An 18,155-nucleotide genomic window follows, 5' to 3' on the forward strand; every position below is an offset into this window, starting at 1 on the left:
CGCCTGGATCAGCGCGCGTACTCGATGGCGCTGACGCCCTCGGCTTCGGGCAGCACGGTCACGAGCGCCTGCGCGCCGACGGAGCCGGACGAGAGCGACGAGCGGACGACGACGAGCCATGTCTGATCGCCCTGGCGCGCGACGAGGATCGCGCAGCGTTCGCCCTGGGGCGAGCCGGCGCGCGCCTCTGCCTCCTGGACGACGCGCGCCCCGGCCGCGTCGCAGCCGCTGACGTCGAACTTGCGGTGCGAGAGGGCGGTGAGCGCGACGCTCGCCGCTCGCCGGGCGGCGGTCTCGTGGGCCGACGGCGCGGCAGGGGCCGGCGGCGGGGCGCACCCGGAGGCCAGCGCTGCGAGGAGAGGTGCCCACCGTGCGATCGTGCGTGTCACGGCGCCGTCGTATCGCGGCGGCGGCCGCGGGGGAAGCCCTCGTCGAGGCGGCCGGCGGCGCCGCCAGCGCCAGGCTGCTCCGGGGACGAGCCCCGGACGGGGCATCGTTCGGCGCTGGGTATCTGCAGATCCCGATCTGCCCGCCGAACTGCGCAATGCCCTACGGGGACTCGCGAGCACATCGAACTGCCACGCTTGAATCGACGACGAATGCTTACGTGGATGAATCGTGATTCGCTCCGCTAAATGACTTCGATCGAAAAGATGGCTCGAGGGCCTGACTCACCTTGTGCAGCCATCTGCCGCGCAGTAGCGTGCCGCCCATGCCGACGCTGGAGCACAATGGCTTGGTCGACATGTTCCGCGAGAATCCATCGCTGGCGCCCCATCTCCTCGAAATCCTCTTCCACCTAGAACTCCCGCCCTATGCCACCGTCGAGGTGGTCGAGGCATCGCTCGATCGACTCATCCCGGTCGAGTTCCAGGCCGATCTGGTGCTCGAGCTCCGCGACGATCGCGGGGTGCAGGTGCTGTCCATCGTCCTCGAGCTCCAGCGCGACATCGATCGACGCAAGTCCTACTCGTGGCCTGTCTACGTTGCGGTCGTACGGGCCCGGAAGGAGTGTCAGGCCGTCGTCGTCGTCGTTGCGCCCGACGCCGAGGTGGCCGCCTGGGCCGCGCAGAAGATCGATCTGGGCCTGGGGCTCGGGACGCTGCAACCTCTGGTGATCGGCCCGGCGATCGTGCCCGAGGTGACGGAACAGGCCCAGGCAGAAAAGGAGACGGAACTCGCCATTCTCTCGGCGGTGGCGCACGGCAACGGACCGAACGGGCTCGCCGTGGTCCAGGCTGCGCTCGGCGCGCTCGGTCGGTTCGACCACGAGCACGCGGCGGTGTACTTCCAGATCGTCTACAATGCGTTGCGAGACCCCATGCGGAGGGCCCTGGAGGCGCTGATCATGGAACGGCAGACCGAAGGCAAGGCAACTTTCCCCCCGTTCGCCGAGAAGCTCATCGAGCGCGGCCGGCTGGAAGGCATCCGCGAGGGCAGGCTCGAGGGGGAGATCAAGGGAAAACGCGACGCGTTGCTGCGGCTGGTCGCGCGGGCAGGTATCGCGCTCTCCGCCGCCGACGTCGCGCGCATCCAGGCGTGCACGGACCCCGCGACCCTCGATCGGTGGGTCGACAACATCCTCGGGGCCAAGACCGCCTCGGACGTGTTCTCCTGACGGCGCCCGCCGTCACCGTCGCTCCGGTGGCTCCGACGCTTCCGACGCCTCCAGCGCCGCGAGCAGCGCGGCGAGCCCCTTCTTCAGCGAGGCCATCTGCTTCTGGCCCAGCGACCGCGTGAGCTCCTCCTCCAGCTCCTGCAGCACCCCGAGCCCGTGAAGGAGCGCCTTGATCCCGTGCGGCGTGAACCGCACCCGCTTCGCCCGCCGGTCCTCCGGGTCCGGCGTCCGCTCCACGACGCCCATCGCCTCCAGCTCCTCGACGAGCTGACCCACCGCCTGCTTCGTCACCCTGGCGCGCTCCGCCAGGTCCGTCAGCCGCGTGCCCTCGAGATCGATGTACGGCATCAGCGCGGTGTGCGCCCGGCGCACCTGGCTCACGCCGCGCGCGCCGCGGGCGACGCGCGCCACCGCCCGCTCGTCGAGCAGCCGCGCCGAGCGAAGGAGGAGCTGGCCGAGGCTCGCGCGCTTGCGCCGCTCGAGCTCGGCGACGTCGCTGGGATCGAGATCGTGCTTGGTCATGATGGTCAACCAGCTTGACTAAATGGTCAAGTAGGTTTACCAATTGGAGCATGCTGAGACAGCTCGATCAAGCCCTCTGGGCTTCGGAAGACACGTTGAAGCTGCCAGGAATGCATTTCCCGCTGCGATCTCCGATCGTGCGCCTGGGGGACGGCGGGCTGATCCTCTTCTCGCCGCTCCCGAGCGTGGAGCACGTGGCGGGGGAGATCCGCGCGCTCGGCGAGGTGCGCGCGATCGTGGCGCCGAACCTGATGCACCACCTCGGCCTCGCGCCGGCGGCCAGGCTGTTCCCGGGCGCGCGGGTGTTCGGCCGCCGCGGGCTCCACGAGAAGTGTCCTGGCGTGACGTTCACCGGCGTGCTCGACGACGCGCCGGACCCGCTCTGGTCCGCGGAGATCGACCAGGTGGCGGTCGGCGGGATGCCGAGGCTCGACGAGGTGGCGTTCTTCCACCGGCCCACGAGGACCCTCTTCCTCTGGGATCTCTGCTTCCACATCACGCGGAGCGAGCACTTCCCGACGCGCCTCCTCATGCGCCTCAACGGGGCCTATGGCCGGTTCGGCCCGACGCGCGTCGCGCGCTCGATGATGCGCGATCGCGCGGCGGTGGGGGCGGCGGTGAAGCAGATGCTCGCGTGGGCGCCGGAGCGCATCGTGGTGGCGCACGGCGACGTCATCGAGCGCGGCGGGCAGGCCGCGTTGCAAGGCGCGTTCGAGCGGGCGCTGTGAGGTCCGGGGATGGGCGCGCAGGTCACGCTGCTCGGGCTGGATTTCGGCTCCACGACGAGCTGCGCCGTGGTCGCCGCGGCGGCGCTCACGCGCGCCGCGGGCACCGGTCGGGTGGAGCTTGGCGCGCTGGAGGAGCGCTACCGATCGGAGATGGCGCTCACGCCCCTCGCCGATGACGCCCTCGATCTCGACGCCGCGGCGGCGCTGCTCGATCGCTGGCTCGTCGAGGGCGGCGTGGATCCCGGGGCCATCTTCGGCGGCGGGGCGATCATCACCGGCCTCGCCGCGCGCCGACCCAACGCCGACGCGCTCGCACGGCTGATCCGCGCGCGCGTCGGCGAGGCGTTGCTCGCGGTCGCCGAGGACCCCTGCCTCGAGTCCTGGGTGGCCTTCATGGGCAGCGCCGCGCCCGTGTCGCGCGCGCGCCCCGGAGAGCCCTTCATCAACCTGGACATCGGCGGCGGCACCACCAACCTCGCGCTCGGCCAGGCCGGCGAGGTCCAGCGCACCGGCTGTCTCCTCGTCGGCGCGCGCCACGTCGCGCTCGATCCGCGCTCGCGCCGCATCCGGTCGCTCACGCCCGAGGCCCGGTCCGTCTTCGACCACCTCGGCCTTCACCGCGGCCTGGGCGACGCGCTCTCCCAGGCCGAGGCCGAGGCGGTGGCCGCGTTCCACGTCGAGCTGCTCGAGGCGGCGCTCGCGGGGCGCGCCGAAGCCTTCGCCGCGCCCACGGCCGCGCGCCACGTGCAGGTGCCGTTCGCGCTCCCGGAAGGGCTCGCGGCGCCCACGCTCACCTTCTCCGGCGGCGTGGGCGAGCTGATCTACGCCGGGCTGGCCGGTCGCCCCCTGCCGGAGCCCGCCCACCACGGTGATCTCGGCGTGGACCTCGCCCGGGCGATCCTCGCCTCGCCGCGGCTGATGGCGCGCGTCGCGACGCCCGCCGGCATGGGCCGAGCGACGGCGTATGGCCTCCTGCGCCATGCCACCCAGCTCTCCGGGGCGACGCTGTTCCTCCCGCGCCCCGAGCGCTTGCCCCTGCGCGACCTGCCCATCCTGGCGCGGCTCTCGCCGGCCTCCGACGACGGCGAGATCGATCACGCCGTGGACCTCTTCCGCCGGAGCCCCGGCGGCTGCTGCCTGGAGATCGCCCTCGACGATGTCTCGGCGCCCGCCCTCCGGCACCTCGGCGGGCGCCTCGCGGGCGCGCTGCGCCGGGCCGGGCCGATCCCGGATCACCCGCTCGTGCTCCTCACCGCGCAGAACGCGGGCAAGACGCTCGGCGGCTACGTGACCGGCTGGGGCGCGCTGCCCCTCGACCTCCTTGTCATCGACGAGGTGGAGGCGCGCGGTGCCCGGTTCGTCCAGATCGGACGCCTGTGCGATCAGGTCCTGCCGGTCTCGTTCTATGGGATGACGCCATGATGACGCGGTGACGTCGGGCGATATCCTGTGGCGGGAGGAGCGCGCCGTGAAAGAGTTGACCCCGCTCGATCGGATCGAGGTCCCCCGCCCCCGCCCCGACGTCGCGTACGCGGCCCGCCTGCCCGGCCACGACGCCTCGTTCCGCGGCCTCAAGCGGCTCCTCGGCGCCGCCGACTGCAGCAAGGCCGGCGACCGCCAGGCCGGCCTCGCGGCGCGTGGGGACGCGGCGCGGGAGGCCGCGCGCGAGCTGCTCGGCGAGCTGACGCTCGAACATCTTCACGATCACCCGCTCACCGACGAGCGGGGCGAGGTCGACGCGGTGATGCGCGTCAATTACGACATCGACCGCGACGCATTCGCCCCGATCGCTTCCCTGCGCCTCGGCGAGCTCAAGGACCAGCTGCTCCGCGCCCCCGGCGAGGAGGTGGCGCGCGTCGGCGGCGCCTTGACAGGGGTCATGGCCGCGGCCCTCGCCAAGCTCTGCGACGTGCATGAGCTGGTCTACCTCGCCCGCAAGATCAGCCGCCCCACCCGCGCGCGCACGCTCCTCGGCGCCCCCGGCACGCTCGCCTCGCGTCTTCAGCCGAACCACCCCACCGACGATCTGCGCGGCATCACCCTGCTGCTCTACTGGGGGCTCTCCCTCGGCGCCGGCGACGCGCTGCTCGGCGTCAACCCCGCGGCCGGCACGGTGGAGACCACCGCCGCGATCCTCCGCCACCTCGACCGCGTCCGCCGCGAGACCGGCGTCCCCACGCAGATCTGCTGTCTGTCGCACCTCAAGGTGCAGCTCGCCGCGCTCGAGCAGGGCGCGCCGGTGGAGATCCTCTTTCAGAGCCTGGCCGGCACCGAATCCTGCAACGTCACCGAGTTCGACATCACCGTGGATCTCCTCGACGACGGCTACCGCCGCATGGCCGCGCGCGGCGCGCTCGCGGGCCAGGCCGAGCAGTTCATGTACTTCGAGACTGGCCAGGGCAGCGAGCTCACCTACGGCAAGCACAACGGCATCGACATGGCCACGGCCGAGGCGCTCTGTTACGGGCTCGCGCGCCGCTGGGACCCGTTCATGGTCAACAACGTCACCGGGTTCATCGGTCCGGAGACGCACCTCGACGATCGCGAGATGATCCTCGCGAACCTCCAGGACCACTTCATGGGCAAGCTCCTCGGCGTGCCCATGGGCATGGCCCCCTGTTACACGCTGCACGCCCGCATCACGCTGGAGGGCCAGCAGATGGCGACGCAGCTCCTCACCGCCGCGGGCGCCAACTATTACATGGACGTCTGTCTCAACACGGATCGCATGCTCGCCTATTTCGATACGAGCGGGCACGACGTGCAGACCTTGCGGGAGATCCATGGCCGCGCGCCCGGCGGCGAGTTCCTGGAGTGGGCGATCGAGCGGGGCATTCTCGCGCGCGCGGGGGAGGGGGACGAGAAGTGGGGGACGGCGGGGGCGATCACCCGCGGTCCGCGCTTCGGCGACGTGCGGCAGTTCTGCCCCGACGAGGCCGAGCTGGCCGAGCTGCTCGCGGCGACGCCCGCGGCTCATGGCTTTGCCACGGCCGGCCCGCGCCCGGCCAACGCGGTGAGCCGAAGGAGCCGCCTTGACGAGGCCATCGCGCGAGGGGCCCTCGAGAGCGAGCTGCGCGAGGAGGCGCTGGCCCGCGTCGCCGCGTTCCGGGTCATCACCACGACGGCGGCCAGCAAGGAGGCGCACCTCGGCTCCGCCGACGCGGGCGCGCGCCTCTCCCCGGAGAGCGCCGCCTGGCTCGCGCCGGAGGACGCGCAGGTGCAGATCGTGGTGTCCGACGGCCTGAGCGCCGAGGCCGTCCACCACAACGTCCCCGACCTGCTCCCGGTCCTGCTGGACGGCCTCGCGGCGCGCGGCGTGACCGTCGGGCGGCCGCTGCTCGCGCGGTACGGCCGGGTGAAGCTCGCCGAGGCCGTCGCCGAGCGGCTCGGGGCGCGGCTGGTCGTGATGCTGCTCGGCGAGCGCCCGGGCAGCGGCGAGCTCGCCTCGCGCAGCCTCTCGGCCTACCTCGCCTACCACCTCGCGCCCGGCGTGGACCAGGAGGCTGCCGCGGCCTTCAGCGGCAATCCAGCGATCGGCTTCGAGTACACGGTCGTCTCCAGCATCCACGCCGGCGGGCTGCCCGCCGCGGAGGCGGGCGGGGTGCTCGTCGAGAAGGTCCTGCAGGTGCTCGCGCGCCGCGCGGCCGGCAACCGGCTGGAGGCGTTGCTGGCCGGCGATGCAGCCTGAGCGCCGCCTGCGCCGCGCGCAGAGGTGCTCGCCACGGTACCTCGCTGTACCAATTCTTTTACGTGCCAGTCACTCGACCACCCGGACCGTGGCGTCGAGCAGGTTCACGCCCGTGGCGCTGTCCCACGTCGCGCCGCTCGAGAGCCGGATCGCGTAGCGGGGATCGTCGCGCAGGCGTTCCGCCTCGTCCGGCAGCCACAGGCCGAGCTGGTAGTCCCCGGGGGGAAGATCGGCCGGCAGCTGCGCCGCGAGGCAGAGATCGCTCTCCTCGCCCGGCGCCCACCGGCGCGGATCGGCGTCGACCTGGACGAAGCGCCGCGTCGCGCCCTGCTGGAGCACGAGATACACCGGGCGCGGGTTGTAGGCCCGGGCATAGCCGTCGTTGAACACGCGCAGCCGGAGAGAGAGAGACTGCCCGCGCGCGACCTGCTCGGGGGACTCGTGACCCATCACGGCGAAGCGGTAGCCGAGCCGGCAGGCGACGGTCTCGAAGCAGCCCTCGGATCGCCAGTCGGCGATCACGTCAGGGTGGTAGTCGGTGTTGATGAAGCTCCAGTGGTGCGTGGAGAGCTCGGCGAGCGCCGAGTCGCACTGGCTGCGCGGCGGGTTGCGGCCGCACGTCTCGCCGCCGACGGGCACGAACGCGGAGTCCGCGGCGGCGTACGCCTTCTCGCCGGGGAGCTGGTAGGTGCCGACGTCGTCGGCGCTCGCGAGGAAGCAGTCGTTCAGGTGGCCGACGCGCGAGAGCGGCGCTCCGGAGAACGCCGTCTCCTCGGTGAGGGGGCCGCCGTACGCCTCGAGCTTGTGAGAGGGGCGGCGCGCGAGGATCATCCGGTTCCCGGGGATCGCCTCGAGCAGCGCGTCGAAGATCTGTTCGCGGCTGTCAGGGCTCGTGAGGTCGTTCGTCGAGGAGTGCCACTCGCCCCAGGCGCCGACGAAGCCTGGATGCAGTACGGCGATGACATCGGCGTTTCGCTGGAGCACGGGCTCGAGCTGAGCGATGTGGGACAGCACGCGGCTGAGCGGGGCGTCCGGCGCGGTGCCCGTGTCCGCGTAGTAGAAGCGGGGGAGCACCTTGAGCCCCGCCGAGCGCACGGCGGCGAAGCTCGCGTCGAGCTGGTCGATGAGGGGCTGGTCGATGTCCCGCGTGCGGTAGTCGTCGAGGAGCACCTTGCCGTAGATCAGCGTGTAGCCATCCGCCCGGAGGTTCGAGAGCGCGTCGAGGCTCCGGAGGTCCTTGAAACGAAAGACGCCGCGCTCGGGGTTGAGCACGCCCCGGCACTCGGCGTCGCCGGAGGGATCCGCGCCCGCGGCGAACAGCCTGGGCGAGTAGGAGCGCGCCACGGTGGCGCCGCCGAGCCCGCAGGCGCCGGGCGGGGCACCGGCGCCGGCGCTGCCGCTGCCGCTGCTGACGCCGGTGCTGCCGCTGCCACCGCTGCCACCGCTGCCGGCATCGCCGCCGCCGCTGCCGCTGCTGCTGCCGTTGCTGCTGGCGGTCCCGGTGAGGACCAGCTCGTCCAGCAGCGACGCGTCGGCGCGGCTCCGCGTCGCGTACCGGATCTTGATCCGCCCGCCGGGGGCGAAGCGGCCGTACGGCGCCGGGAGCGCGAGCGTCGCGCTCGACCAGGACCACGCGGCGGCGAACGCATTGTCGCCGATCGTCACCCACGCGTTCGCGTCGGCGTCCCACGCCTCCAGCGTCCAGCGCATGTCGGACTTGCGCGGGCCGCGGTAGCTCACGTCGAGCGACAGCGACGCCAGGTCCGCTCCAGACACCCCCGCCGGGAGCGCATAATCGCACGTGGCGGATGAGCCCGGAGCGAACTCGACGTACTTGCTCCAGTCGTCCTGCTCCCCGGTGAGCTCGCGCGCCGAGAGCGCGGCGGCGGTCTGTCCGTCGCCGATGCTGCCCCGCTCGATGGTCAACTGCGAGCACGTCAGCCGGAAGCCCGCGCTGGTCGCGCTGGAGGTCAGCGCGTCGACCGGGCTGCCGTCGCCGGCGCCCGCGCCGCACGCGGTCAGGAGCGCCAGCGATAGGCAGGGGACGCTGCCGCCGCGAAGAAAGCGCGACAGGGCGTGGAGCGATGACCGGTAGCTCTGGTGACGCATAAGCGATGTCCTCCTGGCGATGAAGAATCGAGGCTGGACCGCACGATCTCTGGGTCGCGCCGTCGAGCCCACGTTTGGCGCAGCCTCGATGCACGGTTGAGGCCACCGGAGCAGCCCGCGTGAGCGCGGGGCGCAGAGGCCGGGAGTTGCGCAAGGTTCGTACACTTGCGCACGAAGCGGACAGCAGGTGAGTCGGTCAGCGGGACGGCGTCGGATGAGCCGTCCGCGGGGGCGGGGCGGGCCGGTGGTCGCGGCCGAGTCGCTCGCTACGCCTTCGCGGCAGCGCGAGAGATCTCGTCGATCGCCCCGAGCAACGCGTCGTTCTGCTCCGGCGTGCCCACCGTGATCCGCAGCTTGTCGTGGAGGCGCGGCGCATCCCAGTAGCGCACGAAGATCGCCCTATCGTGGAGCGCCCGGTACATCGCCTGCGCCGACAGCCCCCCGGCCGGCGGCGCCGCCAGGACGAAGTTGCTCTGGCTCGGCGCCACCGTGAACCCCTTCTCCTGGAGCGCGCGCGCCAGCCGGGCTCGCTCCGCGATCACCTTCTCCCAGCTCTTCCTCGCCTCGTCCCGCGCCGACAGCGCCGCGGTCGCCGCGGCCTGCGAGAGGATGTCGGTGTTGTAGCTGTCGCGCGCCTTGTCGAGCGTCTCGATGAGCCGCGGGTGCCCCAGCCCGTACCCGAACCGGAGCCCCGCGAGCGAGTACCCTTTGCTCAGCGTCCGCAGCAGCAGCACGTTGTCGAGCCCCCGCGCCGGGTCGAGCAGCGGCGTCGCGTCGGTCTCCGCGAAGTCGACGTACGCCTCGTCGATCAGGAGCACGCCGCGGAACGCCCGCGCCACCCGCTCGAGCTTGTCCAGCGGCTCGTGCCGCCCCGACGGCGCGTGCGGGTTGACGAGGAGCGCGAGGCGGCAGCCGCGCTCGTTCAGGCGGCTCGCGAAATCCTCCGGGACCGACCAGTCCTCCTCGAGGGGGACCTGGGTGATCGTCGTGCCGTGGATCTCCGCGAGGACGTCATAGAGCGAATAGGTCGGGTACGTCTCGCCGAGGCCGCTGCCGCCGGGCTCGCAGAAGACCGTCACCGCCATGCGCAGCAGCTCGTCGCCGCCGTTCGTGGCGATCACCTGCTCGGGCGACAGCCCGTGGAGCCTCGCGGCGGTCTCGCGGAACTCCTGCGCCCGGGGCGGCGGGTACCGGCGGAGCTGGTCGGCCGAGACGCCGCGGATCGCCTCCAGCACGGCGCCCGGCGGCGGATAGGGGTTCTCGTTCGTGTTCAGCTTGACCACGTCGGCCCGCTGCGGCTGCTCGCCGGGCGTGTAGGGCGTGAGGCGATGGATGTTGTCGCGTTCGTACGGCATGGGGATGGCCGTCCTCTCGCCCACTGGCTCGCCGGAGACAAGCGCCTCGTCCGGCGCGGCCGCCCGATCCGGCCCCGCTCCTTCCGGGGAAGCTCCGCCCCGCGCGGAGGTGGCGCCCGGTTGCGGTGGCGCGCCCGGCGATCCGGCCCTCGAGAGGGCGCGCGCGGCGGCGGGCGCTGGTCGCGCCGGCTGCGCCGATCGGACTAAGATGCGCCGCATGACGACGACGCCCGAGCCCGAAACCTTCCTGGTCCTCTCCTGCCTCGGCCCTGACCGGACGGGCCTCGTCGCGGAGGTGACGCACTACCTGACCGAGCGCGGCGCCAACGTCGAGGACAGCCGGATGGCGGTGCTCGGCGGCGAGTTCGGCATCCTCCTGCTCGCGTCGGGCCCGCCCGGCGCGATCGAGGCGGTGGAGCGCGACGCCGCGTCGCTCACCCAGGCGACGGGGCTCACGGTGCAGAGCCGCAGGACCAAGAGCCCCGAGTCGCACCGGCGCGCGGCGACCATCCCGTGCGTCATCTCGGTCGACGCGCTCGACCACGAGGGGATCGTCCGCGCCGTGTCGCGCGCGCTCCACGGCGCCGGCGTGAACATCGTCTCGCTCGAGACCTCGGCCTACGAGGCGCCCGTCACCGGGTCGCAGCTCTTCCGGATGGAGGCCCGCGTCGACGTCCCCACCGGGGTGACGCTCGCCCAGCTCCGCAAGGCGATGGACGCGGTCGCGGAGTCCGAGAACCTCGATATCGACGTCCGCTCGCTGATCAAGGCGTGACGCCGCGAGGGTAGGCGCCGCAGGGACGGACGTCGCACCGGGGAGCTCGCCGGCCGCCTCGCGAGAACGCGGGCCACTCGGCTGGAAGAAGCGCTATCTTCGTGTGCCATGCCCTTCAGCAACCTCAGCTCTCCCCGCAAGGTGCACAGCGTCGACGCGGAGATCCGCGGGGCCGCGTTCCTCGCGAGCCCCGGCCTCGTCGCCATGATCTCGACCGATCCGGTGCGGCTCGGCGTCTGCCCCGTCGGGGGCTCCGGCGCGAAGACGACGAACCTGTCGCTGTCCTCCGCCGAGGACGTGGCGCTCCTCTCGAAGGACGTGGCCGTCGTGCGGAGCGAGGACGCGGTGTGGGCGCTGCTCGGGATCACGCACGGACCGAAGCTCGACCAGGTCGGCCGGGACGCGCGGCTGCTGGCGATGCGCCCGACGGGGGAGACGGCGCTGGCGCTCGGCTGGGACGGCAGCGCGACGGAGCTGAAGCTGGACAAGAACGAGGTGAACGGCCGCACGTTCGCCGTGCGCGGCGCGGCGCGGGCGTTCGACCTGACCGAGGCCGAGACGCACGTGGTCATGGACGGGGCAGGGGAGGGGGGCGAGCTGCGCGTCCACCCCGGCGCGACGCCGGAGCCCGGCCCGACGCTGCGCGCCTCGCTGCCGCGCGCGGCCCAGAACCTGAACCGCGTGCGCGCCGGGGCGAAGCTCACGGCGGTGTACAAGCGCGGCGCGAGCGCGGTCTGCGCGGTCGTCCGGTCGTCGAGCAAGCTGACGGCCAAGCTGCTCGAGTTCGGCGCGCCCGTCGCGGATGTGGCCGTGCTCGAGTCCAGCCTGTTCGCGGCGTTCGCCGACGGCCGGGTCGCGCTGTTCGACGGCGCCGCCATCGAGGCCGCCTCCGCCGCGCCGCCCGCGCCGACGGCCAGCGTCGCGCTCGGCGCCCGCGGCGAGCCCACCGTGCTCGCGGTCGCGGGCAAGGGGTCGCCGAGCCTGTGGGTGGGCACGAGCGCCGGGGAGATCTGGAGCCTCTCCATCGTGCGCAAGCAGGGCGGCTGAGGCGCGCCGCGCTCTGCACCTGGGCTTCAGGAGCTCCGCTGGGCTGGCGATGGACGCGCCAGACGGGGCGGAGACGTACCTGAAGACGTGACGTGAGCCAGGTCAGCGCCGCGCGCCCGGCTCACGCCGCGCGCGCCGCGAGCCGCCCCTCGACCAGGGCGTCCGCATCGACCTCGTCGAGCGTCGTCACGACGCGATCCGCCCCGGCGGCGACCAGCAGCGCGCGGTCGGCGTGCCGCGCCACGCCGAGCGCGGTCATCCCGCCCGCCTTCGCGGCGAGCACCCCGGCAGGAGCGTCCTCGATGACGAGGCTGCCCGTCGGCCGGACGCCGAGCGCGTCCGCGGCGGCCAGGAACAGGTCCGGCGCTGGCTTGCCGCGCGCCACCTCGGCGCCGCAGAGGTCGGCGTCGAACAGGTCGAGCAGCGTCGTGCCCGGCGCGATGGGCGGACGGCGGATGCCCTGCTGCTCGGCGAAGGTGTCGGCGCGGATCCGGCGGAGGAGCTGGCTGGCGTTCCTGGACGACGACGCCGTCGCGAGGAGCACGCCGCGCGCCTTGAGCCCCAGGACCAGCCGCATCGCGTCCGGGAAGACCACGAACTCGCCCGCGTCGATCTTCCGGAGCAGCGCCTCCTGCTTCCGCTCGGCGTACGTGCTGGCGCGCGCCGCGGCGTCGGGCACGCCGAAGTGGTCGAGCGCCGCGCGCGCGCCGCTCTCGCGCGGCTTGCCGGCGACCTCGCCCTGGTAGACGGCCGTCGTGAACCGCTCGGGCGCGTAGCGCGTCTGCGGCGCGATCGCGCGCCACTCCGTGGCCATCAGCGCCTCCAGCGCCTCGCGCCAGGCGCGCTCGTGCGGCGAGTCGACCACCACCCCGTCGATGTCGAAGAGGACCCCCTCGAAACGCATGCCGCCGACATGGCGCCGGCGCGCCGCACCGGGAGCCCCGGGCGACGCGTCGATGCGGTGCGCCGTCGCGCCTGCCCGCGACCTGCGCCGCCGCGCCTGCCCGCGGGCATCGCGCGGCGCCCGACCGCGCCCGCCTGCGGCTCCCGCCGCCGCGCCGGCGGTGCTACCTTGGAGCCACGTGCCCCCTGTCCGCACCGGAGCCAGCCCCACCGCGACGCGCCTGCCGCGCGCGCTCGTCGTCCGCGATCCGGAGCCCGAGGAGCTCCGGGCGACCATCGACTGGTCGGACTGGTACCTCGACGACACCGACGGCATCGGCGCGTGGGGAGAGCACGACGAGATAGCCCGCCTGCTCCTGTCCTCCATCGCGCAGCTCGCGCGCGAGCGCGGCTGGACCGACCACCACGCCGGCTCGGATCGGTTCTTCGCGTGGGTGCGCGAGGAGCCGCTCGTGCGCGTCTCGCCGGACGTCTACTTCCTCGACCACCGGCCCACGCCGCCGCTGCCCAAGCAATGGCAAACGTGGCTGTCCGGCCACCGGCCGCCGCGGTTCGCGCTCGAGATCATCGCGAGCGACTGGCAGAAGGCCTACGAGGACATCCCGCTCAAGTACTGCCAGCTCGGCTGCCCCGAGCTCGCGATCTTCGACCCGCAGGCCGCCGCGCAGCGGCCGCCCGCCGGCAGGGTCGCGCTCCAGGCCTACCGGCGCGACCCCGACGGCGCGTACGTGCGCGTTCACGCGGGCGCCGGCCCCGTGTGGAGCCCCGCCCTCGATAGCTGGCTGTGCGTCGTGGGCAGCGGGGCCGAGGCCCGGCTCCGCCTCGCGCGCCCCGGCGGCAAGGGCGAGCTCGTTCCCACCCAGGAGGAGGTCGCGGCGACCGAGGCGCGCGCCAGGGAAGCGGCCGAGGCGCGCGTGCGCGAGCTCGAGGCGCGCGTGCGCGAGCTGGAGCAGCTCGCGCAGGGGTGATGCCTGGTGCACGGAGCGCGGCGCGCCGCGCGACGGACGCCCGCCCGCTTTGGCTTCGCGCAGCGTTCGGCGGTACGCTGGCGCGATGTGCCGAAACATCCGTCCTCTGTTCAACTTCGAGCCGCCGGCGACGGAGGAAGAGATCCGGGCGGCGGCCTTGCAATACGTGCGCAAGGTGAGCGGAACCCGCAGCCCGAGCGGCAAGAACGTCGCCTGTTTCGAGCGAGCCGTCGACGACATCGCCGAGATCACGCGCCGGCTCGTCGAGTCGCTCGAGACCACGGCTCCGCCCAAGAACAAGGAAGTCGAAGCGGCCAAGGCCCGCCTGCGCAACGCGCGCCGCTTCGGCTCGTGACGCGCGGTGGCGGCGGAGCTCCGCGCGGCGGTGCGCGGGAAGCCGTGTCATGTGCTGTCGTCCGACCAGCGGATCTCCGCGAAGCAGGGGGAACGCTATGTCTACGCGGATGCCGTCGTTGCGTGCGGCGGGGTGCGGCTGGAGACGGGCACAAGCGACGTCCTCGCGAATCCGAGCGTCGTCGTCGAGGTCCTGTCGCCCAGCACCGAGGCGTACGACCGCGGCGAGAAATGGGAAGCCTATCAGCGCATTCCCTCGCTGACAGATTACCTGCTCGTCTCGCAGGGGGCGGTGCGCGTCGAGCACTACCGGCGCGAGGCGGATGATTCGTGGCGCTATCGCGTGATCGAGGCGGGCGGCGCGATCGCGCTGGCGAACGGCGCCAGCCTTCCTGTCGACGCCATCTACGAGGGCGCCTTCGAGCTCGACGCTGGCTGAAGGCGCGGGCTCGTCGCCGGCGCGCGCGGAGCCCGAGCGCCGCCCGCGCCGCGCGGCTCAGGATCGCCGGGCGCCCGACGACCGGCTGTACACGACGCGGCCGCCCGTCTGCGACAGGGCGTACGCGAACCCGAGCTCGAGCGTCGAGCGCGTGACAACGCACCCGAGGTCCAGCCCCTGCTGCACCATGAGCTGCGCGGCCGCCGGGGTGATGCCGACCAGCACGACCTCGGCCCCGAGCAGCCTCGCCGCCCGCGCCGCCGCCATGAGGTGATCGGCCGCTACCGCATCGACCACCGCCATCCCGGTGACGTCGATCAACACCACGCTCGCCCGGCGCTCGGCGATCTCCCGCAGCATCGACTCGAGGAAGCGGCCTGTCCGCTGCGCATCCATCGCCCCGATGATCGGCATCACCACGATGTCGCGCGCGATGGGCACGACCGGGCTGGAGAGCTCCTGGATCGTGCCGAGCAGCGCCGCCTGCCGGTCGTTCGCGTGCTCGAGCTCGTCGGTCCGCTCGGTGATCCGCCGCAGGAGCTGCGCGTTCTCGAGCGCCACGGCCAGCGTGTCGGTGATGCGCTCGATCTGCGTGAGATCCTCGGCCGAGCACGCCGCGCGGCGCTCGCTGCAGAGGACGAGGACGCCGAGCGCGACCCCCCGGGCGAGCAGCGGGACGCCCACCAGCGTGAGCGTCCCCCTCCGGCGCGCCTCGACCACATCGGGCAAGCGGTGGAGCTCGCCCTCCGCTCCGTCGACGGCGTCGACGATCAGCGAGCGGCCGGCGCTCAGCACCCGCCCGACCAGGGAGTCCGGGGCGAGGCGGGCGCTCTCCTCGACGAAGCCCTCTTCCTTCGCGTCCACGCCGACGGCGAGGAGCTCGATCGGGCGGACCGCCCGGGCGCGCCCGCGCCGTCGGTTCGCGGTCTTGCGCGCGGTCTCCAGGGCCAGGTGCTCCGACAGCGGGCGCGACCACGGCGTGCGCTCGAGGGTCACCACGTCGGCGCCCGTGTCGATGAAGCGCGTCGCGCGCGGATCCTCGCCCCGCCTCGGCGCAGGGAGCTCGGCCAGCGCCTCGTCGACGCCCCTCGAGACCAGATCGTGGAGCACCTCGACCGCCCGATAGCCCATGTCGTACTCGCGCTGGACCACGGTCGCGTGGATCGTCCCCTCCCTGAGCATCGCGATGGTCTCCGGGACGAGATCGAACGCGACGATCTTGAGGTCACCCTCCCGGCCCATGGTCCTCGCGGCCGCGCCCCAGGCCGGGCCGTTCTCGGCGCAGGCGCCGAAGGCGCCCGCGAGATCGCCTGTCCGCAGGGCCTCCAGGGTGAGCTGCAGCGCGAGCGACGTGTCGTACACGTTCTCGGAGGGAGGCTGCACCGCGATGGCCGTCCCGGCGACCGCCGCGCGGAACCCCGCGACGCGCTCGTTCCCGTTGGGAGCGCGGACCGAGGCGATCTGCGCGCCGACCGCGCCGCCGTTCGGCAGGAGCCGCGCCATCATCTCGCCCGCGAGCCGGCCGGCCGCCACGTTGTCCGTGCCGACATAGGCCAGCGCGCCGCTGCCCTCGACCGGCGGCGAATCGAACGTGACCACCGGAATCCCGGCCTCCCTGGCGCGCCGGATCATCGGCTCGAGGCCTGCGGGGTCGATCGGCGCCACCGCGATGCCGTGCACGCCTCGACGGATGCCCTCGTCGAGGAGCGCGCCCTGGCTGCCCTCGCCGCCCGCGCCGCCGAAGCAGAACGTCAGGTCGACGCCGAGGTTGCGCCCCGCGACGAGCGCGCCGTCGCGGAGGTTGTTCCAGTAGCTCGTCGGCGCGCGCCGCGGGACCCTGTACACGCGGACGTCGCGGGGCCCTCCGGGGTCGCTCGCCGGCGCGCCCCCGCGGGCGGCGTCCTCCAGCAGGATGAGCTCCACGGCGCTCCATTGCGGCCGTAGCTGGATGCTCTTGATCCCGATCGAGATGATCTCCACGAGCTGGTGCGGGCTGGCCTGCGCGGACACCGCGTTCAGCACCTCCTCGAGCACGCGGTTCTCGTGGGCCGATCGCGCCGTGTCGTCGTAGAGCTCGCGCCGCTCCAGCGCCGCGCTGGCGCTGGCGGCGAGCGCCAGGAGCGGGCCCCAGCGCTCGTCCGGGAGCGGATCCGCGGCCGGCTGCTCGACGGCGAGCACGCCGATCGACCGCCCGTGCATGCGCACCGGCGCGAGGAGGACGACCGCGCCCTGGGGCAGCCGATCGAGCGCCGCCGCGCCTGGCAGGCGCGCCCCGTACCACGCGGCCGCCGCGACGACCTGCGCGCCCCCGGCCGGGTCGAGCAGCGGCCCCGCGCCGGCCGGCCCCGCGTCCGAGGGGACGCGCAGCGGGCCGCCCAGCAGGCCGTCGAAGCCCACGGCGGCCCTGTAGATCAGGCGATCTCCGTCTTCTATCAGGAGGCTGCCGCGCCGCGCCCCAGGCACGCTGTCCGTGGCGTCCTGTACGATGCGGTGCAGCGCTGCGACGAGGTCCAGACCGGTGCTCATGCGCGTTCGATCCTCGACCCACCCGACCGAGCACGGCGAGGGCTGACCCCAGCAGGCGCGATCGACCCGCCGCTTGTCAAGCGTCCCTCGCGAGGCTCGCGCCGCGGGGCGCAGGCCGGCGGGCGCGCTCAGCGCGCCGTGCGCGTCGAGGTCTCGAGCTCCTCGGCGAGCGCTGCCGCGGTGATCGGCGCCCGCTGGCGCCGCAGGATCTGAAAGATCTCGAACAGGCGATCGGCGCGTCGCACGAGGATGCTGACATCAGGGTGTCAGCAGGCCGGGGCTACATCCAGAGCGCGGTCCACGACGGACCCAGACCCTCGGAGGTTGCTCATGATCACGCTCTACGGCCTCGGCCCCATGTTCGGCTTGCCCGAAGCCAGCCCTTTCGTGACCAAGACCGAGGTCCAGCTCAAGCTGCTGGGCCTCCCCTACCGGAAGGAGCGCGGGCGGCCCGAGCAGTCCCCGAAGGGGCAGGTCCCGTTCATCGACGACGACGGCGCGCGCATCGCCGACTCGCATTTCATCCGCGAGCACCTCGAGAGGAAGCACGGCAAGGATCTCGACGCGGGGCTCGACGCGCGCCAGCGCGCCGAGGCGTGGGCCGTCGAGCGCATGCTCGAGAACCATTTCGCCGCGGCCACGCGCCACGCGCGCTGGTTCATCCCGGAGAACTTCGCGAAGGGCCCGGCGCACCTCGTCGACGGCGCGCCGGAGGAGCTGCGCCCGAAGCTGCGCGAGGAGCTCCTCGCGCGGGTCCGCGAGAGCTTCCGGGCGATCGGCGTCGGGCGACACTCGGACGAGGAGGTCGTCGAGCTCGGCGTGCGCTCGCTGGAGGCGCTCTCCGTGCTGCTCGGGGACAAGCCGTACCTCTTCGGCGCGCGCCCCGCCGGGGTCGACGCGACGGCGTTCGCGATGCTGGCCGGCATCCTCACGCCGTTCTTCGACGCGCCGCTGCGGCGCAGGGCCGAGGGCTTCGCGAACCTCGTCGCGTACGCCGCGCGGGGGATGCGGGAGTTCTATCCGGAGCACCCGTGGGAGGCGCCCCCGGCGGCGCGGCCTGGGGCGTGAGCGGCGCGGCGCCCCGCCTCGGAGGGCGGGGCGCCGCGCCAGGATCGCTGCCGCG

Annotated in this window: 16 protein-coding genes and 1 pseudogene; 10 read left to right on the plus strand and 7 right to left on the minus strand. The window is 73.3% G+C overall.

Going from position 1 to position 18,155, the window contains the following annotated elements:
• Nucleotides 1–8: 8 nt before the first annotated feature.
• Nucleotides 9–389, minus strand: coding sequence for a hypothetical protein (locus WME96_RS45835; protein WP_437287850.1), 381 nt, complete (start codon nucleotides 387–389; stop codon nucleotides 9–11).
• Between the two features lie 323 nt (nucleotides 390–712).
• Between WME96_RS45835 and WME96_RS45840 the strand changes: the two genes are divergently transcribed.
• Nucleotides 713–1,618 carry a hypothetical protein gene (locus tag WME96_RS45840; protein WP_437287851.1) on the plus strand — a complete coding sequence of 302 codons (906 nt, stop codon included), beginning with the start codon at nucleotides 713–715 and terminating at the stop codon, nucleotides 1,616–1,618.
• 12 nt (nucleotides 1,619–1,630) lie between these two features.
• Here the strand turns inward: WME96_RS45840 and WME96_RS45845 are convergent, their stop codons facing one another.
• Nucleotides 1,631–2,140 (minus strand): MarR family winged helix-turn-helix transcriptional regulator, encoded by a 510-nt coding sequence (locus WME96_RS45845; RefSeq protein ID WP_437287852.1) that lies wholly within the window; start codon nucleotides 2,138–2,140, stop codon nucleotides 1,631–1,633.
• A gap of 50 nt (nucleotides 2,141–2,190) precedes the next feature.
• Here WME96_RS45845 and WME96_RS45850 point away from each other — a divergent pair, with 50 nt between their 5' ends.
• Genes WME96_RS45850 through eutB form a run of 3 tightly spaced genes read left to right on the plus strand, consistent with a single transcriptional unit; the run spans nucleotide 2,191 to nucleotide 6,556 of the window.
• A complete protein-coding gene (locus tag WME96_RS45850; protein ID WP_437287853.1) occupies nucleotides 2,191–2,868 on the plus strand; it encodes a DUF4336 domain-containing protein in 678 nt (225 codons plus the stop codon).
• A gap of 9 nt (nucleotides 2,869–2,877) precedes the next feature.
• A complete protein-coding gene (locus tag WME96_RS45855) occupies nucleotides 2,878–4,290 on the plus strand; it encodes an ethanolamine ammonia-lyase reactivating factor EutA (protein WP_437287854.1) in 1,413 nt (470 codons plus the stop codon).
• A 46-nt stretch (nucleotides 4,291–4,336) separates the two neighbouring features.
• Nucleotides 4,337–6,556: an ethanolamine ammonia-lyase subunit EutB gene (gene eutB, locus WME96_RS45860; protein WP_437287855.1), complete on the plus strand. Its 2,220-nt coding sequence runs from the start codon at nucleotides 4,337–4,339 to the stop codon at nucleotides 6,554–6,556.
• 69 nt (nucleotides 6,557–6,625) lie between these two features.
• On the opposite strand, the gene WME96_RS45865 is transcribed toward eutB, so the two are convergent.
• Entirely contained in the window at nucleotides 6,626–8,665 is a 2,040-nt protein-coding gene (locus WME96_RS45865; RefSeq protein ID WP_437287856.1) for a DUF4832 domain-containing protein, read from the minus strand.
• A 266-nt stretch (nucleotides 8,666–8,931) separates the two neighbouring features.
• Nucleotides 8,932–10,020 carry a histidinol-phosphate transaminase gene (gene hisC, locus WME96_RS45870; RefSeq protein ID WP_437287857.1) on the minus strand — a complete coding sequence of 363 codons (1,089 nt, stop codon included), beginning with the start codon at nucleotides 10,018–10,020 and terminating at the stop codon, nucleotides 8,932–8,934.
• 217 nt (nucleotides 10,021–10,237) lie between these two features.
• Between hisC and WME96_RS45875 the strand changes: the two genes are divergently transcribed.
• Nucleotides 10,238–10,795, plus strand: coding sequence for a glycine cleavage system protein R (locus tag WME96_RS45875; protein WP_433932117.1), 558 nt, complete (start codon nucleotides 10,238–10,240; stop codon nucleotides 10,793–10,795).
• Between the two features lie 108 nt (nucleotides 10,796–10,903).
• Nucleotides 10,904–11,842: a hypothetical protein gene (locus tag WME96_RS45880; RefSeq protein ID WP_437287858.1), complete on the plus strand. Its 939-nt coding sequence runs from the start codon at nucleotides 10,904–10,906 to the stop codon at nucleotides 11,840–11,842.
• Between the two features lie 121 nt (nucleotides 11,843–11,963).
• Here the strand turns inward: WME96_RS45880 and WME96_RS45885 are convergent, their stop codons facing one another.
• Nucleotides 11,964–12,746 carry an HAD family hydrolase gene (locus WME96_RS45885; protein WP_437287859.1) on the minus strand — a complete coding sequence of 261 codons (783 nt, stop codon included), beginning with the start codon at nucleotides 12,744–12,746 and terminating at the stop codon, nucleotides 11,964–11,966.
• 178 nt (nucleotides 12,747–12,924) lie between these two features.
• Here WME96_RS45885 and WME96_RS45890 point away from each other — a divergent pair, with 178 nt between their 5' ends.
• The 3 genes from WME96_RS45890 (at nucleotide 12,925) to WME96_RS45900 (ending at nucleotide 14,506) form a co-directional block, all read left to right on the plus strand.
• A complete protein-coding gene (locus tag WME96_RS45890) occupies nucleotides 12,925–13,713 on the plus strand; it encodes a Uma2 family endonuclease (protein ID WP_437287860.1) in 789 nt (262 codons plus the stop codon).
• Nucleotides 13,714–13,798: 85 nt separating this feature from the next.
• Nucleotides 13,799–14,068: a DUF2277 domain-containing protein gene (locus tag WME96_RS45895; RefSeq protein ID WP_433932124.1), complete on the plus strand. Its 270-nt coding sequence runs from the start codon at nucleotides 13,799–13,801 to the stop codon at nucleotides 14,066–14,068.
• A 6-nt stretch (nucleotides 14,069–14,074) separates the two neighbouring features.
• The gene (locus WME96_RS45900; RefSeq protein WP_437287861.1) at nucleotides 14,075–14,506 is read left to right on the plus strand and encodes a Uma2 family endonuclease; all 432 of its coding nucleotides are present in this window, start codon (nucleotides 14,075–14,077) and stop codon (nucleotides 14,504–14,506) included.
• A gap of 57 nt (nucleotides 14,507–14,563) precedes the next feature.
• On the opposite strand, the gene WME96_RS45905 is transcribed toward WME96_RS45900, so the two are convergent.
• On the minus strand, nucleotides 14,564–17,032 hold the full coding sequence (locus WME96_RS45905; protein WP_437287862.1) for a substrate-binding domain-containing protein: 2,469 nt from the start codon (nucleotides 17,030–17,032) through the stop codon (nucleotides 14,564–14,566).
• 137 nt (nucleotides 17,033–17,169) lie between these two features.
• Nucleotides 17,170–17,277 (minus strand): annotated as a pseudogene (locus WME96_RS45910) (HTH domain-containing protein); the annotation flags it as partial.
• A gap of 85 nt (nucleotides 17,278–17,362) precedes the next feature.
• Here WME96_RS45910 and WME96_RS45915 point away from each other — a divergent pair.
• Nucleotides 17,363–18,100, plus strand: coding sequence for a glutathione S-transferase family protein (locus tag WME96_RS45915; protein WP_437287863.1), 738 nt, complete (start codon nucleotides 17,363–17,365; stop codon nucleotides 18,098–18,100).
• Nucleotides 18,101–18,155: the final 55 nt, after the last annotated feature.

Source organism: Sorangium sp. So ce406 (assembly GCF_051474675.1).
Taxonomy (GTDB): Bacteria; Myxococcota_A; Polyangia; order Polyangiales; family Polyangiaceae; genus Sorangium; species Sorangium cellulosum_G.

Coding starts and splice junctions, on each gene's coding strand:
- WME96_RS45840 (WP_437287851.1), top strand. CDS start 713: ATGCCGACGCTGGAGCACAATGGCTTGGTCGACATGTTCCGCGAGAAT.
- WME96_RS45875 (WP_433932117.1), top strand. CDS start 10,238: ATGACGACGACGCCCGAGCCCGAAACCTTCCTGGTCCTCTCCTGCCTC.
- WME96_RS45855 (WP_437287854.1), top strand. CDS start 2,878: ATGGGCGCGCAGGTCACGCTGCTCGGGCTGGATTTCGGCTCCACGACG.
- WME96_RS45880 (WP_437287858.1), top strand. CDS start 10,904: ATGCCCTTCAGCAACCTCAGCTCTCCCCGCAAGGTGCACAGCGTCGAC.
- hisC (WP_437287857.1), bottom strand. CDS start 10,020: ATGCCGTACGAACGCGACAACATCCATCGCCTCACGCCCTACACGCCC.
- WME96_RS45865 (WP_437287856.1), bottom strand. CDS start 8,665: ATGCGTCACCAGAGCTACCGGTCATCGCTCCACGCCCTGTCGCGCTTT.
- WME96_RS45850 (WP_437287853.1), top strand. CDS start 2,191: ATGCTGAGACAGCTCGATCAAGCCCTCTGGGCTTCGGAAGACACGTTG.
- WME96_RS45895 (WP_433932124.1), top strand. CDS start 13,799: ATGTGCCGAAACATCCGTCCTCTGTTCAACTTCGAGCCGCCGGCGACG.
- WME96_RS45905 (WP_437287862.1), bottom strand. CDS start 17,032: ATGAGCACCGGTCTGGACCTCGTCGCAGCGCTGCACCGCATCGTACAG.
- WME96_RS45885 (WP_437287859.1), bottom strand. CDS start 12,746: ATGCGTTTCGAGGGGGTCCTCTTCGACATCGACGGGGTGGTGGTCGAC.
- WME96_RS45845 (WP_437287852.1), bottom strand. CDS start 2,140: ATGACCAAGCACGATCTCGATCCCAGCGACGTCGCCGAGCTCGAGCGG.
- WME96_RS45915 (WP_437287863.1), top strand. CDS start 17,363: ATGATCACGCTCTACGGCCTCGGCCCCATGTTCGGCTTGCCCGAAGCC.